This window comes from Streptomyces sp. NPDC032091 (assembly GCF_055580265.1).
Window position 1 is genome coordinate 255257 of sequence record NZ_JBVILR010000005.1, and the last position, 14756, is coordinate 270012.

Annotated in this window: 18 protein-coding genes; 5 read left to right on the top strand and 13 right to left on the bottom strand. The window is 73.9% G+C overall.

Translation table 11 applies throughout. The features are described from left to right. Nucleotides 1-5: 5 nt before the first annotated feature. Both ACZ5NJ_RS11595 and hisI read right to left on the bottom strand, forming a co-directional pair. Entirely contained in the window at nt 6-1496 is a 1491-nt protein-coding gene (locus tag ACZ5NJ_RS11595; RefSeq protein ID WP_468764528.1) for an anthranilate synthase component I, read from the bottom strand. A 19-nt stretch (nt 1497-1515) separates the two neighbouring features. Beyond that, complete coding sequence (gene hisI / locus ACZ5NJ_RS11600; protein WP_351883298.1) at nt 1516-1872, bottom strand: phosphoribosyl-AMP cyclohydrolase; 357 nt, start codon at nt 1870-1872, stop codon at nt 1516-1518. Nucleotides 1873-1964: 92 nt separating this feature from the next. Between hisI and ACZ5NJ_RS11605 the strand changes: the two genes are divergently transcribed. Continuing rightward, nucleotides 1965-2597: a TIGR03085 family metal-binding protein gene (locus ACZ5NJ_RS11605; protein ID WP_468764529.1), complete on the top strand. Its 633-nt coding sequence runs from the start codon at nt 1965-1967 to the stop codon at nt 2595-2597. Between the two features lie 158 nt (nt 2598-2755). Then, the gene (locus tag ACZ5NJ_RS11610; protein ID WP_468764530.1) at nt 2756-3193 is read left to right on the top strand and encodes a hypothetical protein; all 438 of its coding nucleotides are present in this window, start codon (nt 2756-2758) and stop codon (nt 3191-3193) included. 70 nt (nt 3194-3263) lie between these two features. Here the strand turns inward: ACZ5NJ_RS11610 and hisF are convergent, their stop codons facing one another. From hisF to hisD, 8 genes are read right to left on the bottom strand one after another with little or no spacing between them, the layout of a single operon-like run. After that, a complete protein-coding gene (gene hisF / locus ACZ5NJ_RS11615; protein WP_468764531.1) occupies nt 3264-4019 on the bottom strand; it encodes an imidazole glycerol phosphate synthase subunit HisF in 756 nt (251 codons plus the stop codon). Beyond that, nucleotides 4016-4408: a RidA family protein gene (locus tag ACZ5NJ_RS11620; protein WP_468764532.1), complete on the bottom strand. Its 393-nt coding sequence runs from the start codon at nt 4406-4408 to the stop codon at nt 4016-4018. The genes hisF and ACZ5NJ_RS11620 overlap by 4 nt, the downstream gene beginning before the upstream one ends. Next, nucleotides 4405-5136 (bottom strand): bifunctional 1-(5-phosphoribosyl)-5-((5-phosphoribosylamino)methylideneamino)imidazole-4-carboxamide isomerase/phosphoribosylanthranilate isomerase PriA, encoded by a 732-nt coding sequence (gene priA / locus ACZ5NJ_RS11625; protein ID WP_468764533.1) that lies wholly within the window; start codon nt 5134-5136, stop codon nt 4405-4407. The genes ACZ5NJ_RS11620 and priA overlap by 4 nt, the downstream gene beginning before the upstream one ends. Further along, nucleotides 5136-5777, bottom strand: coding sequence for an imidazole glycerol phosphate synthase subunit HisH (hisH, locus tag ACZ5NJ_RS11630; RefSeq protein WP_468764534.1), 642 nt, complete (start codon nt 5775-5777; stop codon nt 5136-5138). The genes priA and hisH overlap by 1 nt, the downstream gene beginning before the upstream one ends. Beyond that, the gene (locus ACZ5NJ_RS11635) at nt 5774-5941 is read right to left on the bottom strand and encodes a hypothetical protein (RefSeq protein ID WP_468764535.1); all 168 of its coding nucleotides are present in this window, start codon (nt 5939-5941) and stop codon (nt 5774-5776) included. Before ACZ5NJ_RS11635 ends, hisH begins: the two co-directional genes overlap by 4 nt. A gap of 2 nt (nt 5942-5943) precedes the next feature. Then, a complete protein-coding gene (gene hisB, locus ACZ5NJ_RS11640; protein WP_403898972.1) occupies nt 5944-6537 on the bottom strand; it encodes an imidazoleglycerol-phosphate dehydratase HisB in 594 nt (197 codons plus the stop codon). Then, on the bottom strand, nt 6534-7640 hold the full coding sequence (locus ACZ5NJ_RS11645; RefSeq protein ID WP_468764536.1) for a histidinol-phosphate transaminase: 1107 nt from the start codon (nt 7638-7640) through the stop codon (nt 6534-6536). Before ACZ5NJ_RS11645 ends, hisB begins: the two co-directional genes overlap by 4 nt. After that, complete coding sequence (gene hisD / locus ACZ5NJ_RS11650; protein WP_468764537.1) at nt 7637-8959, bottom strand: histidinol dehydrogenase; 1323 nt, start codon at nt 8957-8959, stop codon at nt 7637-7639. The genes ACZ5NJ_RS11645 and hisD overlap by 4 nt, the downstream gene beginning before the upstream one ends. 122 nt (nt 8960-9081) lie before the next feature. Between hisD and ACZ5NJ_RS11655 the strand changes: the two genes are divergently transcribed. The 3 genes from ACZ5NJ_RS11655 to ybaK are packed head-to-tail and all read left to right on the top strand — an operon-like array spanning nt 9082 to nt 11961. Continuing rightward, nucleotides 9082-10683 (top strand): oxidoreductase, encoded by a 1602-nt coding sequence (locus tag ACZ5NJ_RS11655; protein WP_468764538.1) that lies wholly within the window; start codon nt 9082-9084, stop codon nt 10681-10683. Between the two features lie 34 nt (nt 10684-10717). Further along, nucleotides 10718-11458: an LON peptidase substrate-binding domain-containing protein gene (locus ACZ5NJ_RS11660; RefSeq protein ID WP_468764539.1), complete on the top strand. Its 741-nt coding sequence runs from the start codon at nt 10718-10720 to the stop codon at nt 11456-11458. A gap of 8 nt (nt 11459-11466) precedes the next feature. Beyond that, complete coding sequence (gene ybaK, locus ACZ5NJ_RS11665; protein ID WP_468764540.1) at nt 11467-11961, top strand: Cys-tRNA(Pro) deacylase; 495 nt, start codon at nt 11467-11469, stop codon at nt 11959-11961. Between the two features lie 320 nt (nt 11962-12281). On the opposite strand, the gene ACZ5NJ_RS11670 is transcribed toward ybaK, so the two are convergent. The 3 genes from ACZ5NJ_RS11670 to ACZ5NJ_RS11680 are packed head-to-tail and all read right to left on the bottom strand — an operon-like array spanning nt 12282 to nt 14756. Continuing rightward, nucleotides 12282-12911, bottom strand: coding sequence for a hypothetical protein (locus ACZ5NJ_RS11670; protein ID WP_468764541.1), 630 nt, complete (start codon nt 12909-12911; stop codon nt 12282-12284). 34 nt (nt 12912-12945) lie between these two features. Continuing rightward, complete coding sequence (locus ACZ5NJ_RS11675) at nt 12946-13722, bottom strand: ABC transporter permease (protein ID WP_468764542.1); 777 nt, start codon at nt 13720-13722, stop codon at nt 12946-12948. Then, nucleotides 13719-14756 (bottom strand): ABC transporter ATP-binding protein, encoded by a 1038-nt coding sequence (locus ACZ5NJ_RS11680; RefSeq protein ID WP_468764543.1) that lies wholly within the window; start codon nt 14754-14756, stop codon nt 13719-13721. Before ACZ5NJ_RS11680 ends, ACZ5NJ_RS11675 begins: the two co-directional genes overlap by 4 nt.

Sequence of the window (14756 nt, forward strand, 5' to 3'; positions counted from 1 at the left end):
CGCCCTCAGCCGCGGTGGAGGCGGTTCGCCGCTCCGACCGCGCGGAGCACCGCGGCGGCCTTGTTGCGGCACTCCAGGTCCTCCAGCTCGGGCACCGAATCGGCGACCACGCCGGCCCCGGCCTGGACGTACGCCGTCCCGTCGCGCAGCAGGGCCGTACGGATGGCGATGGCCGTGTCGGAGTCCCCGGCGAAGTCCAGGTAGCCGACGCAGCCGCCGTACAGGCCGCGGCGGGAGGGCTCCAGCTCCTCGATGATCTGCATGGCGCGCGGCTTGGGCGCGCCGGAGAGGGTGCCGGCGGGGAAGCAGGCGGTGAGCACGTCGAAGGCGGTCCGCCCCTCGGCGACCCGTCCGGTGACGGTGGAGACGATGTGCATGACGTGCGAGTACCGCTCGATCGACATGAAGTCGACGACCTCCACCGAGCCGGGCTCGCAGACCCGGCCGAGGTCGTTGCGGCCGAGGTCGACGAGCATCAGGTGCTCGGCGCGCTCCTTGGGGTCGGCCAGCAGCTCTTCGGCGAGGTCGTTGTCCTCCTGCGGGGTGGCGCCGCGGTGACGGGTGCCGGCGATGGGGTGGACCATGGCCCGGCCGTCCTCGACCTTCACCAGCGCCTCGGGGCTGGAGCCGACCACGTCGAAGCCGTTCTCGAAGCGGAAGAGGTACATGTACGGGGACGGGTTGGTGGCCCGCAGGACCCGGTAGACGTCCAGCGCGGAGGCCTGGCACGGGGTCTCGAACCGCTGCGAGGGCACCACCTGGAAGGCCTCGCCGGCCCGGATGCGCTCCTTGACGTCCTCGACGGCGGCCTGGTACTTCTCGCCGCCCCACAGGGCGGAGAACTCCGGCAGCTCGGAGGCGGGCAGCGGCGTGGGCACGTAGGGCGCGGGCCGCGCGAGGTCGGCCTCCATGGCGTCGAGCCGGGCGACGGCGTCCGCGTAGGCCTCGTCGACGCCGGTGTCGAGGTCGTTGTGGTTGATCGCGTTGGCGATGAGCTGGACGGTGCCGTCCCAGTGGTCGAGGACCGCCAGGTCGGAGGTGAGCAGCATGGTGAGCTCGGGGAGCGACAGGTCGTCCTCGGTGTGGTCGCCGATGCGCTCCAGGCGGCGGACGATGTCGTAGCCCAGGTAGCCGACCATGCCGCCGGTGAACGGGGGCATGCCGCCCGCCAGGTCACGGGGAGTGTGCAGGGCCTCGACCGTGGCGCGCAGGGCCTCCAGGGGGTCGCCGGCCGTGGGGACGCCGACGGGCGGGGTGCCGATCCAGTGGGCCTCGCCGTCCTTGACGGTGAGGGTGGAGTCGCTGCGCACGCCGACGAAGGAGTAGCGGGACCAGGAGCGGCCGTTCTCGGCGGATTCCAGCAGGAAGGTGCCGGGGCGCTCGGCGGCCAGCTTCCGGTAGAGCCCGACCGGGGTGTCCCCGTCGGCGAGCAGCCTGCGGCTGACGGGGATGACACGGCGGTCGGCCGCGAGCTTGCGGAAGGTCTCGAGATCCATGGGGTGGGACCCTAACTGGCTAGTCGGCGTCGCTGAGCAGGACATCGGCGTCGAAACAGGTGCGCGCGCCGGTGTGGCAGGCGGCCCCGACCTGGTCGACCTTGACGAGCACGGTGTCGGCGTCGCAGTCGAGGGCGACGGACTTCACGTGCTGGTAGTGGCCGGAGGTGTCACCCTTGACCCAGTACTCCTGGCGGCTGCGGGACCAGTAGGTGCAGCGGCCGGTGGTGAGGGTGCGGTGCAGGGCCTCGTCGTCCATCCAGCCGAGCATGAGCACCTCTCCGGTGTCGTACTGCTGGGCGATGGCCGGGACCAGGCCGTCCGCGGAGCGCTTGAGGCGGGCGGCGACGGCGGGGTCGAGGGGGGACGTACTCATGGGGCCATTGTGCCGCGCCTCGGCGGCCCCCCTTGATCTCCGTCCGCCTGATGGGCAGCGGCGGAGCGGGTTCCGGTCGTAGGCTGGCCGGTATGTCTACCCATGCGAAGCGCGAACGTCTGCTCCTGGCCGATCTGTTGGAGGCCGCCGGGCCGCAGGCCCCGACGCTGTGCGAAGGCTGGACCTGCCGGGACCTGGCCGCGCACGTGGTGGTCCGCGAGCGCCGGCCGGACGCCGCCGGCGGCCTGCTGCTGAAGGTCCTCAAGGAGCGCCTGGACCGGGCGATGGCCGAGTACACGGCGAAGCCGTACGAGGAGCTGGTCCAGCTGATCCGCACCGGCCCGCCGAGGCTGTCGGTGTACGCGCTCAAGCAGGTGGACGAGGCGGCGAACGCGGTGGAGTTCTACGTGCACGCGGAGGACGTGCGGCGGGCGCAGCCGGACTGGTCGCCGCGGGCGCTGGACCCGGTGTTCTCGGACGCGCTCTGGTCCCGGCTGGAGAAGCTGGCGCGGCTGACGGGCCGCCGGTCGCCGGTGGGCCTGGTGCTGCGCCGCCCGGACGGGCGTACGGCGGTGGCGCACAAGGGGCTGCCGGTGGTGACGGTGACGGGCGAACCGGGCGAGCTGACCCTGTTCTGCTTCGGCCGCCAGGCCGCCGCCACGGTGGACCTGGAGGGCGAGAAGGAGGCCGTCTCCCGCCTGACGGTGGCCCAGCTGGGGATCTGAGACCCCGCCCCGCGCGGCCGGAGCCCGGTACCGCCGGGCCGGTGAAATCGGGCATGGCGGGGCCGGGCAAAAGGTTTCAGCAGCCCGCCCCGTCCCTACGCTCCGTCACGGATGCCGACCGGTTCGGTGTCGTCACCGTGAAAAGGAACGGAACCCCCATGCGTCTTCGCACCACCGCCGCCGCCCTCGCCGGAGCCCTCGCGCTGGTCCTCCCCGCCGGAGCCCAGGCGTTCGCCGACGACGGCAAGGCCCTGAACTACGTGTACGTGGACCAGAACAACACCGAGAAGAACGGCCAGCTCAAGGACATGGGCGCGGACAAATGCCATGCCCTGCCCTCCGCCGCCTCGGAGGTCGTCGAAGCGGTGAACGAGACCGACTCGGTGGCCCTGATCTTCGCGGAGGCGGACTGCGGCGGCGAGCCCGTCGCCACCCTCCAGCCGGGCGAGAAGGCCGGCGACTTCCACGCCACCTCGGTGGTCTTCCAGCAGGCCCGCCAGCAGGAGCAGCAGCAGGCGGACCGGCCGCAGGCGGACAAGCAGCAGAAGCCGGAGCAGCAGGACGACTTCGACCCCTCCACCGACGACTTCCGCTAGGCCGCCGAACGGACGGGGGCACCCGGGGCGGTCCCCCGGGTGCCCCCGTCCGTCACGTGCGCGCCGGCGGTCAGCGGACCGGGTGGCCCGCCTCGCGCAGCGTCGCCTTGACCTCGGAGATCCGCAGGTCGCCGAAGTGGAACACCGACGCCGCGAGCACCGCGTCGGCGCCCGCCGCGATGGCGGGCGGGAAGTGCTCCAGCCTCCCGGCGCCGCCGGAGGCGATCACCGGGACGGTGACGTGCTTGCGGACGGCGGCGATCATCTCGGTGTCGTAGCCGTCCTTGGTGCCGTCGGCGTCCATCGAGTTGAGCAGGATCTCCCCGGCGCCCAGCTCGGCCGCGCGGTGCGCCCACTCGACGGCGTCGATGCCGGTCCCCCGGCGGCCGCCGTGGGTGGTGACCTCGAAGGAGCCGGTCTCGGTGCGCCGGGCGTCGACCGACAGCACCAGCACCTGGCGGCCGAAGCGCTCGGCGATCTCCCGGATCAGCTCGGGGCGGGCGATGGCGGCCGTGTTCACGCCCACCTTGTCCGCGCCGGCCCGCAGCAGCTTGTCCACGTCCTCGGCGGTGCGCACGCCGCCGCCGACCGTGAGCGGGATGAAGACCTGCTCGGCGGTCCGCCGCACCACGTCGTAGGTGGTCTCGCGGTTGCCGGAGGAGGCGGTGATGTCCAGGAAGGTCAGCTCGTCGGCGCCCTCGGCGTCGTAGAGCTTGGCCATCTCCACCGGGTCGCCGGCGTCGCGCAGGTTCTGGAAGTTGACGCCCTTGACGACGCGGCCGTTGTCCACGTCCAGGCAGGGGATCACCCGTACGGCGAGGGTCATCGCGTGACCTCCTTGAAGGCCTCGACCTCCACCTCGACGACCATGCCCGGGTCGACGAAGCCATTGACGATGATCATGGAGGCGGCGGGGCGGACGGCGTCGAAGAGGGTCTTGTGGGCGCGGCCCACCTCGTCGACGTCACGGGCGTGGGTGAGGTACATCCGGGTGCGGACCACGTCCTCGGGGCCCATCCCGGCCTCGGCGAGTGCCTTGAAGGCGACCTCGAAGGCCTTGACCGTCTGGTCGTACGGGCCGCCCGCGTCGGCGGCCGTGCAGCCGGAGACCAGGACGAGACCGTTGGGGAGGGCGACGGCGCGGGAGTAGCCGATCACGTCCTCGTAGGGGCCGCCGGAGGAGATGCGGCGGACACCGGAGTCGGGGGAGCTCATGCGCGGACCGCCTCCAGGGCCTCTTCCAGGGTGAAGGCCTTGGCGTACAGGGCCTTGCCGACGATGGCGCCCTCGACGCCCAGCGGCACCAGCGCGGACAGGGCCCGCAGGTCGTCCAGGGAGGAGACGCCGCCGGAGGCGACGACGGGCCGGTCGGTGGCAGCGCAGACGTTCTTCAGCAGCTCCAGGTTGGGGCCGGTGAGGGTGCCGTCCTTGCCGATGTCGGTGACGACGTAGCGGGCGCAGCCCTCGGCGTCCAGGCGGGCCAGGGTCTCGTAGAGGTCCCCGCCCTCGCTGGTCCAGCCGCGGCCCTTGAGGGTGGTGCCGCGCACGTCCAGGCCGATGGCGATCCGGTCGCCGTGCTCGGCGATGGCCTTGGCGGCCCACTCGGGGGTCTCCAGGGCGGCGGTGCCGAGGTTGACGCGGGTGCAGCCGGTGGCGAGGGCCGCGGCGAGCGTGGCGTCATCGCGGATGCCGCCGGACAGCTCCACCTTGATGTCCATGGCGCGGGTGATCTCGGCGACCAGGGAGCGGTTGTCGCCGGTGCCGAAGGCGGCGTCCAGATCGACGAGGTGCAGCCACTCGGCGCCGGACGCCTGCCAGGCGAGGGCCGCCTCCAGCGGGGAGCCGTAGGAGGTCTCGCTGCCGGAGACGCCGTGCACGAGGCGTACGGCCTGGCCGTCGCGGACGTCGACCGCGGGGAGCAGTTCGAGCGTGGGTGCGGTCATCACAGGGTCTCGATCCAGTTGGTGAGGAGCTGGGCGCCGGCGTCGCCGGACTTCTCGGGGTGGAACTGGGTGGCCCACAGGGCCCCGTTCTCCACCGCCGCGACGAAGCGCTCGCCGTGCCTGGCCCAGGTGACCTTGGGGCCCCTGATCCTGGGGTTGGTGACCTCCAGGGTCCAGTCGTGGGCCGCGTAGGAGTGCACGAAGTAGAAGCGGGCGTCGGCGTCCAGGCCGGCGAAGGCCTGGCTGTCGGCGGGCGCCTCGACGGTGTTCCAGCCCATGTGGGGGACGACGGGGGCCTTCAGCGGGCCGACGGTGCCGGGCCACTCGTCCAGGCCCTCGGTCTCGACGCCGTGCTCGATACCGCGCTCGAAGAGGATCTGCATGCCGACGCAGATGCCCATGACGGGGCGGCCGCCGGAGAGCCGGCGGCCGATGATCCAGTCGCCGCGGGCGTCCTTGAGCCCCTGCATGCAGGCGGAGTACGCGCCCACGCCGGGCACGAGGAGGCCGTCGGCGTCCATGGCCTTGTCGTAGTCGCGGGTGATCTCGACGTCCGCGCCGACGCGCCCGAGGGCGCGCTCGGCGGAGCGGACGTTGCCGAAGCCGTAGTCGAAGACCACGACGTTCTTCGTTGCGGTCATGCCCAGAGTCCTTGGATTCGCAGGATCCCCGCGGCCAGGCACATGACGGAGCCGAGGGCGAGCAGAACGATCACCGACAGGGGCATCTTCTGCTTCTTGAAGGAGTAGACGCCCCCGGCCAGGAACAGGCCGAGGACGATGAGGACGGTGTTGAGGCCGTTCACGTCTAGAGGGCGCCCTTCGTGGAGGGGAGGATGCCTGCGGCGCGCGGGTCGAACTCGGCGGCGTAGCGCAGGGCGCGGGCCAGCGCCTTGAACTGGCACTCCACGATGTGGTGGGCGTTGCGGCCGTACGGGACGTGGACGTGCAGGGCGATCTGGGCCTGCGCGACGAAGGACTCCAGGATGTGCCGGGTCATCGTCGTGTCGTACTCGCCGATCATCGGCGCCATGTTCTCGGGCTCGGTGTGCACGAGGTAGGGACGGCCGGAGAGGTCGACGGTGACCTGGGCGAGGGACTCGTCCAGCGGCACGGTGCAGTTGCCGAAGCGGTAGATGCCGACCTTGTCGCCGAGGGCCTGCTTGAAGGCGGCGCCCAGCGCGAGGGCGGTGTCCTCGATGGTGTGGTGGCTGTCGATGTGCAGGTCGCCGTCCGTCTTGACCGTGAGGTCGAAGAGGCCGTGGCGGCCGAGCTGGTCGAGCATGTGGTCGTAGAAGCCGACGCCCGTCGAGACGTCGACCTGCCCGGTGCCGTCGAGGTTTATCTCGACCAGGACCGAGGTCTCCTTCGTGGTGCGCTCGACCCGTCCGATGCGGCTCATGCCTGCTGCTCCTTCTTCAGTGCGCGAACCGCTTCCAGGAACGCGTCGTTCTCGGCCGGGGTGCCCGCGGTGACCCGCAGCCGGCCCGGTACGCCGTTGTCCCGGACCAGGACGCCCTGGTCGAGGATCTTCTGCCAGGCGGTGTGGGAGTCCTCGAACTTCCCGAACTGGATGAAGTTCGCGTCGGACTCGGTGACCTCGAAGCCGAGGGCCCGCAGCTCGGTGACGAGGCGGTCCCGCTCGGCCTTGAGCTGCTCGACGTAGCCGAGCAGGAGGTCGGTGTGCTCCAGGGCGGCCAGCGCGGTCGCCTGGGTGACGGCGGACAGGTGGTACGGCAGGCGTACCAGCTGGACGGCGTCGACCACGGCGGGGTGCGCGGCGAGGTAGCCCAGGCGCAGGCCGGCGGCGCCGAAGGCCTTGGACATGGTCCGGGAGACCACCAGGTGCGGGCGGCCCTCGATCAGCGGGAGGAGGGAGTCGCGGTGGGAGAACTCCACGTACGCCTCGTCCACGACGACCAGGGAGGGCTTGGCCGCCTGGGCGGCCTCGTAGAGGGCCAGGACCGTCTCCGCCTCGACCGCGGTCCCCGTGGGGTTGTTGGGCGAGGTGATGAAGACGACGTCGGGGGCGTGCTCGGCGATCGCCCGCTCGGCGGCCTCCACGTCGATGGTGAAGTCCTCCCGGCGGGGGCCGGAGATCCAGCCGGTGCCGGTGCCGCGGGCGATCAGGGCGTGCATCGAGTACGAGGGCTCGAAGCCGATCGCCGTGCGGCCGGGGCCGCCGAAGGTCTGGAGCAGCTGCTGGAGGACCTCGTTGGAGCCGTTGGCGGCCCAGACGTTCTCCACCGCGACCGGGTGCCTGCCGGTGCGGGTGAGGTACCTCGCGAGCTCCGTGCGCAGCTCGACCGCGTCCCGGTCGGGGTAGCGGTTGAGGGTGCGGGCGGCCTCGGCGACGCGCTCGGCGATGCGCCGGACCAGCGGCTCGGGGAGCTCGTAGGGGTTCTCGTTGGTGTTCAGCTGGACGGGGACGTCCAGCTGGGGGGCGCCGTAGGGGGTCTTGCCGCGGAGCTCGTCGCGGATGGGGAGGTCGTCGATGCCGGTCACTGGTTCGGCACCTTCCATCCGAAGCGGGCCTTCAGGGCGGCGCCGTGCGCGGGCAGGTCCTCGGCCTCGGCGAGGGTGACCACGTGGTGGGTGACCTCGGCGAGGGCGTCGCGGGTGTAGTCGACGATGTGGATGCCGCGCAGGAAGGACTGCACGGACAGGCCCGAGGAGTGGCAGGCGCAGCCACCGGTGGGCAGGACGTGGTTGGAGCCGGCGCAGTAGTCGCCGAGGGAGACCGGCGCCCAGGGGCCGACGAAGATCGCGCCGGCGTTGCGGACGCGGGCGGCCCAGGCGGAGGCGTCGGCGGTCTGGATCTCCAGGTGCTCGGCGCCGTACGCGTCGACGACCTTGAGGCCGTCCTCCAGGCTGTCGACGAGCACGATCGCGGACTGCTTCCCGGCGAGGGCGGGCTTGATCCGGTCCTCGACGTGCTTGGTGGCCGCGACCTGCGGCTCCAGCTCCTTCTCGACGGCGGCCGCGAGCTCCTCGGAGTCCGTGACGAGCACGGCGGCGGCCAGCGGGTCGTGCTCCGCCTGGCTGATCAGGTCGGCGGCGACGTGCACCGGGTCGGCCGTGGAGTCGGCGAGGACGGCGATCTCGGTCGGGCCGGCCTCGGTGTCGATGCCGATCTTCCCGGTGAAGTAGCGCTTGGCGGCGGCCACCCAGATGTTGCCGGGGCCGGTGACCATGTTCACCGGCAGGCACTCCTCGGTGCCGTACGCGAACATCGCGACGGCCACGGCGCCGCCGGCGGCGTACACCTCGTCCACGCCGAGCAGCGCGCACGCGGCCAGGATGGTCGGGTGCGGCAGGCCCCCGAACTCCCTCTGCGGCGGAGAGGCGAGCGCGATGGACTCGACGCCGGCCTCCTGGGCCGGGACGACGTTCATCACGACGGACGACGGGTACACGGAGCGGCCGCCGGGCGCGTACAGGCCGACGCGCTCGACCGGAACCCACTTCTCGGTCACGGTGCCGCCGGGGACCACCTGGGTGGTGTGCTCGGCGCGGCGCTGGTTGCGGTGGACGATCCGGGCGCGCCGGATGGACTCCTCCAGGGCGGCGCGGACGGCCGGGTCCAGCTGCTCCAGGGCGGCCGTCAGGGCCGCCGCGGGTACCCGGACCTGCGTGAGCTCGACCCCGTCGAACTTCCGCGCGTACTCGATCAACGCCGCCGTGCCACGATGATGGACGTCCTCGCAGATGGGCCGCACCTTCTCCAGGGCGGCTTCCACGTCGAACTCGGCACGGGGCAGCAGATCGCGCAGGGCGCCACCCTCGGGGAGGGCGTCACCGCGCAGGTCGATACGAGAGATCACCCCCCAATTCTCTCAGACCGGCTCCCGCCACCGTCCGCCCGTATCACTGGCTGATACACGCCCCGGACGTCACGGCCTGCCTCTAGCGTTCCGGTACACGGAGATGACGGCGGGGGGCTGCCATGGCAGAAGCGCACGCGCGGGCACACGCGGACGGGCGTCCGGACGACCTGACCGGGCCCGAGGGGCTCATGTGGGAGGCCTTCCGCGCGGGCACCGTCTGCGACCTGGGCACCCGTTCCGCCGAACGGGACGATCCGCACGCCGACCGGCCGTGGGGGCCCGAGCGGCGGGTGCGGGCGGAGGTGGTGGCCCTCCTGCTGCTCGCCGGGCCGCCTCCGGTGCCCGGCCGGGTCGGCTGCCTGAAGCTGCGGGGCGCGCAGATCACCGGCCGCCTGGACCTCGCCGGGGGCACGGTCGCCCCGTACGTGGAGATCCGCTCCTGCCGCTTCGACGGCGAGATCCAGCTCTCGGAGGCCCGCTGCGGCACCCTGCGGCTCGACAACTGCGCGGTCCCCCGGCTGGAGGCGGCGCGCCTGCACACCGAGGGCGACCTGCACCTGGCGCGCTGCCGGGTGGCGCGCGGGATCCGGCTGACCGACGCGCAGATCGGCACCGACCTGCTGATCAGCAGCTCCGTCGTGCAGCGCGACGGGCGCGGGCGGGCCATCGCCGCGGACGGGCTGGTGGTGGCCCAGGACTTCCAGGCCGAGCTGCTGGAGACGACCGGGGAGGTCAGCCTGCGCGGGGCCCGGGTCGGCGCCTCGATGAGCCTGCGCGGGGCCCGGCTGCGCAACCCGTACGGCCGGCGGGCCCTGAACGCGCCGACCCTCAGCGTCGAGCGCACCCTCTACCTGACCTCCGCCGCCGTGGGGCCGGCGGCCGGGGAGCCTGAGCGCCCGTACGACTGGAGCCGGACCCCGACGCGGGGCGTGCCGACGCGGCCGTTCGAGTGCCGGGGCGGGCTGCGGCTGGACGACGGCCGCTTCGGGGACTCCGTCGACTTCTACTCCGCCCGCTTCGATCTCCAGCCGGACCAGGAGGTCTCGCTGCGGCGGATCCAGACGCCCGAGCTGCGCTTCGTCGGGGACGCGCCGGAGCAGGGCCGGGTGGTGCTGTCCGGGGCGAAGGTGGTGCGGCTGGTGGACCGCTCGACGAGCTGGCCGGGCCCGGGCCGGCTGTCCATGGACGGCTTCGCCTACGAGACCCTCGCGCCCCGGGGGCACTTCCCGCTGGAGCGCCGGCTGGAGTGGGTGAGGGCGGCCGGCCCCGACTACTCCCCGGAGCCGTACGAGCGGCTCGCCGCGGTCCTGCGGGCCCGCGGGGAGGACGCGGACGCCCGTGAGGTGCTGCTGGCCCGGGAGCGGCGCCGGCGGGCCACGCTGTCCCCGGCCGGGCGGGCCTGGGGGTACCTCCAGGACTGGACGGTGCTCTACGGGTACCGGCCGGGGCGGGCCGCGCTGTGGATGGCGGTGCTGTGGGCGGCGGGCACCCTGCTGTTCCTGCGGCACCGCCCGGAGCCGCTCAAGGCGGACGAGCACCCCGCCTGGAACGCCGCCCTCTACGCGCTCGACCTCCTCCTGCCGGTGATCGACCTCGGCCAGGAGGGCCAGTGGAAGACGGAGGGCGTCTGGCAGTGGGGGTCGGCGGCGCTGGTCCTGCTGGGGTGGATCCTGGCCACGACGGTGGCCGCCGGCGCGTCCCGCCTGCTGCGGCGGGGGTGACCGCCCGGCCGCCGCGGCCACTACCCTGTGGGTCGTGACCACCGTTCGCCTGCCCCTCTTCCCACTGAACTCGGTGCTGTTCCCGGGCCTCGTGCTGCCGCTGAACGTCTTCGAGGAGCGGTATCGCGCCATGATGCGCGAGCTGCTGAAGCTCGGTGAGGACGAGCCGCGCCGGTTCGCCGTCGTGGCGATCCGCGACGGCCGGGAGGTGGCGCCCACCGCGCCCGGGCTGCCCGACCCGACCTCCCTGCCCGAGAAGGGCCCGGCGGCGGGCTTCGGCGCGGACCCGATCCAGGCGTTCCACCGCGTGGGCTGCATCGCGGACGCCGCGACGATCCGCGAGCGGGAGGACGGCAGCTTCGAGGTCCTCGCCACCGGCACGACCCGGGTCCGGCTGCTGTCGGTGGACGCCTCCGGCCCCTTCCTCGTCGCCGAGCTGGAGGAACTCCCCGAGGACGCCGGGGACGGGGCGGGCGCCCTGTCCGAGGGGGTCCTGCGGGCCTTCCGCAGCTACCAGAAGCGGCTGGCGGGGGCGCGGGAGCGGTCCCTGGCGTCGGCGCCGGACCTGCCGGACGAGCCGTCGGTGGTCTCGTACCTGGTGGCGGCCGCGGCCGTGCTGGACATCCCCGCGAAGCAGCGGCTGCTCCAGGCGCCGGACACCGCGACGCGGCTGGCGGAGGAGCTGAAGCTGCTGCGCACCGAGACCGCGGTGATCCGCCACCTGCCGTCCCTCCCGGCGGTGGAACTGACCCGCGCCCCGACGAGCCCGAACTGAGGCCGGCCATGGCCAAGAAGAAGCAGCAGACGGCGGGCACGCCCGCCATCACGTCGCTGACCGCGTCCGGTGTCGCGTTCACCACCCACGCCTACGAGCACGACCCCGCGCACCCCTCGTACGGGGAGGAGGCGGCCGAGGCCCTCGGGGTCTCCCCGGAGCAGGTGTTCAAGACCCTGGTCGCGGAGGTGGACGGGGCCCTCACGGTGGCGGTGGTCCCGGTCTCGGGCTCCCTGGACCTGAAGGCCCTCGCCGCGGCGGTGGGCGGCAAGCGGGCCGCGATGGCCGACCCGGCGCTGGCGGAGCGGACGACGGGGTACGTGCGGGGCGGGATCTCGCCGCTGGGGCAGCGCCGCCGGCTGCCGACGGTGCTGGACGCCTCTGCGTCCGGCCATGCCACGATCTGCGTCTCGGCGGGCCGCCGGGGCCTGGAGGTCGAACTGGCCCCCGCCTCCCTGGCGACCCTGACGGGTGCGGTCCTGGCCCCCATCGCCCGGGCGTAGCCTGCCGCCGCGCGGGGCTTTCTGGGGCTCCGCCCCAGACCCCGCGCCTCAAACGCCGGCGAGGCTGGACACGGCAGGGCTCCCCGCCCCCGCGGCCGAACACCCGCGCCGTACGACCGCGCCGTACGCCCGCGCGGCTGGTTTCGCGTAGCGAAATTCCAGCCCGCGCGGCGTTTGAGCGCACGGGCGCGGAGCGCACGTACGGGTCCGGGGCTCGCCCCGGGAAACGGAGAAAGGGCGGGGCGGGGAGACGGCCCCGCGCAGCGGCACCCGTGGCACGGGCGGGGAGACGGCCCCGCGCGGCGGCACCGTGGCCGGCGTCAGCCCTGCGGCGGCTTCGCGTCCGCGTGGACGTGGGGCGGGGGGTACGACCCCGCCCAGGGGACCGGGTCGGGGTCGCGGGGCCCGAAGGCGGCGGTGAGCGCCAGGTGGGTCAGGGCGGCGGCCATCGGCCACCCCAACAGCACCCCGTAGGCCAGCAGCTGCAGCGGCGCGTCGAACGGCACCCCCTGCCCCGCCTTGGCCGCCGCGGCGGCGATGTCGGAGCCGGGTCCGAGCCACAGCCCCATCCGCCAGCCCAGCAGCGCGGCGAAGCACGCGCCGACCGTGAGGCCGACGACCAGCGCGACGCCCCCGCGCCGCCGCCACAGGAACACCGCGAGCGCGCTCAGCGCCCCCAGCCCCAGCGACAGCAGGAAGAAGGTTCCGTCGGCGCCGATCCGCGCCTCGCCCTCGGTGTTCTTCAGGAAGACGGCCTGGCCGTTGGCCACGTACTGGACGCGCGGCGCCAGCCATACCCACAGCAGAGCGAGGAGCGCCCCGCAGACGCCCACCACGAGGGCGACGGCGGCCCCGTCGCGGACGTCCGCGGCGGTGACGGCGGGCTCCTGGTCGGGAAGGCCGTCGGAGGGCGGAGGCGGCAGCAGCGGCGGGGTCACGGCGTCGGTCACCCCCACATCGTGCCAGGTGGTGCCGGCGGCCGCGTCAGCGGACCGCCGCCCGCCGGTACGCCCACGTCGCGACGGCCAGGGAGAGCACCCCGACGGCCGCGCACACGCCGAGGTCGGCGGCGACGGCCGCCCAGTCCGGGTGCGGGGCGAAGGTCCGCGCGAAGGCCTCGACCCCGTACGTGGAGGGCAGCAGGTCCCGCGCCCACACGATCGGCTCCGGCATCCGCTCCGCCGGCAGCACGCCCAGCAGCAGCGCCGCCGACATGCCCAGCTGCCCGGCCAGCGTGGCGAGCTCCTGCCGGGGCGCCAGCAGGCCCAGCGCCGCCCCGAGTCCGGCCAGCGCGGCCCCGGCCAGCGGCACCACGGCGGCCAGGATCCACAGCCCGCCCATCGGCAGCCCGAACAGCACGCACCCGAAGACGGCCGTCACCAGCGTGCCCGGCAGGGTGAACGAGGCGTACGCGGCGGCCGCGCCCAGCACCACCGAGGCGGGCGGCACCGGCAGGGTGGCGTAGTGGTCGAGCCCGCCGCTCGCTCGGAGCTGGCCGAAGTACTGGGCCAGGAGGTTGAGCGCGACGAAGGCGACGACGAGGACCGAGGAGCCGGCGACGACCGCGCGCGCCTCGGAGCCGCCGTCCACCACGCCCCGCATCAGGATCATGATCCCGACGGACTGGAAGGTGGCCACGAACAGCAGCGGTATGCGGGCCACCCGGGCCCGGGACAGCTGGGCCCGGTAGACGGCCGCGAGGGCGGGGAAGAGCCGCGCCCGGGGGGCCAGGACGGCGGCGGGGGCGGCAGCGGTGGTCACGACTTGACCAGACCCTTCATCCGGCCGCCCAGCGCGAGGTAGACGTCCTCCAGGCTCGGCGTAGCCAACGTGAAATCGTCGAGGGCGGCGAAGGCCGGCCCTGCGGTGACGGCGGCGACGGCGGCACGGGCCTCGTCCTGGCCCAGCCGCAGCACCCAGCGGCGCCCGGATGCGGCGGCCAGCGGCGCCAGCGCGGCGACCTCGGGCACTTCCAGCGGTGCGGCGGTGCGCCAGACCAGCTCCAGGCGGACCTCGTCGGAGACCCGGGCCTTGAGGCCGGCCGGGGTGTCGCAGGCGATGACCCGGCCCTGGTCGATGACGGCGACCCGGTCGAGGACGGTCTCGGCCTCGATGACGTTGTGGGTGACGAGCAGCACCGTGGCGCCGTGCCGGTCGCGGCGCCGGTCCACGGCCGCCCAGACGGCACGGCGGGCGACGGGGTCCATGCCGGTGGTGGGCTCGTCGAGGACGAGCACGGGCCGCTCCCCAACCAGCGCGGCGGCGAAGCAGGCGAGCCGCCGCTGCCCGCCGGAGAGCTTCTTCAGGGGGCGCCCGGCGATCGGGGTCAGGCCGAGTTCCTCCAGCACCTCGTCGCGGGCGGCCCGGGCGGCGCGGGCGTCGAGTCCGCGCAGCCGGCCGGTGGTCTCGGCGGCGAGGGCGACGGTGAGCTCGTCGAGGGCGGTGGACTCCTGCCCCAGGTAGGCCAGCAGGCGGGCGGCCCGTTCGGGGTGGCGCACGAGGTCGTGGCCGAGCAGGGTCACGGAGCCGGAGTCGGGGCGCAGCAGGCCGGTCAGCTGGCGGACCAGGGTGGACTTGCCGGCGCCGTTGGGGCCGAGCAGGCCGAAGATCTCGCCGCGCCGGACGTCGAGGGTGATGCCGTCGGTGGCCCGGGTCTCGGGCAGGGCGGGCGCGCCGCGCCGGCCGCGGACCGCGGGGTAGGTCTTGACGAGGTCACGCACCGCGCAGACCACCCCGGAAGCCGCCCCTGCGGCCTCGGCCGTGGTGTGCCCTGCCTGTGCTGTGCCCGTACTCAC

Bases quoted from the DNA above. Each gene is read 5' to 3' on its own strand.
- ACZ5NJ_RS11595 (WP_468764528.1), bottom strand. From the start codon at position 1,496: ATGGATCTCGAGACCTTCCGCAAGCTCGCGGCCGACCGCCGTGTCATC.
- hisI (WP_351883298.1), bottom strand. From the start codon at position 1,872: ATGAGTACGTCCCCCCTCGACCCCGCCGTCGCCGCCCGCCTCAAGCGC.
- ACZ5NJ_RS11605 (WP_468764529.1), top strand. From the start codon at position 1,965: ATGTCTACCCATGCGAAGCGCGAACGTCTGCTCCTGGCCGATCTGTTG.
- ACZ5NJ_RS11610 (WP_468764530.1), top strand. From the start codon at position 2,756: ATGCGTCTTCGCACCACCGCCGCCGCCCTCGCCGGAGCCCTCGCGCTG.
- hisF (WP_468764531.1), bottom strand. From the start codon at position 4,019: ATGACCCTCGCCGTACGGGTGATCCCCTGCCTGGACGTGGACAACGGC.
- ACZ5NJ_RS11620 (WP_468764532.1), bottom strand. From the start codon at position 4,408: ATGAGCTCCCCCGACTCCGGTGTCCGCCGCATCTCCTCCGGCGGCCCC.
- priA (WP_468764533.1), bottom strand. From the start codon at position 5,136: ATGACCGCACCCACGCTCGAACTGCTCCCCGCGGTCGACGTCCGCGAC.
- hisH (WP_468764534.1), bottom strand. From the start codon at position 5,777: ATGACCGCAACGAAGAACGTCGTGGTCTTCGACTACGGCTTCGGCAAC.
- hisB (WP_403898972.1), bottom strand. From the start codon at position 6,537: ATGAGCCGCATCGGACGGGTCGAGCGCACCACGAAGGAGACCTCGGTC.
- ACZ5NJ_RS11655 (WP_468764538.1), top strand. From the start codon at position 9,082: ATGGCAGAAGCGCACGCGCGGGCACACGCGGACGGGCGTCCGGACGAC.
- ybaK (WP_468764540.1), top strand. From the start codon at position 11,467: ATGGCCAAGAAGAAGCAGCAGACGGCGGGCACGCCCGCCATCACGTCG.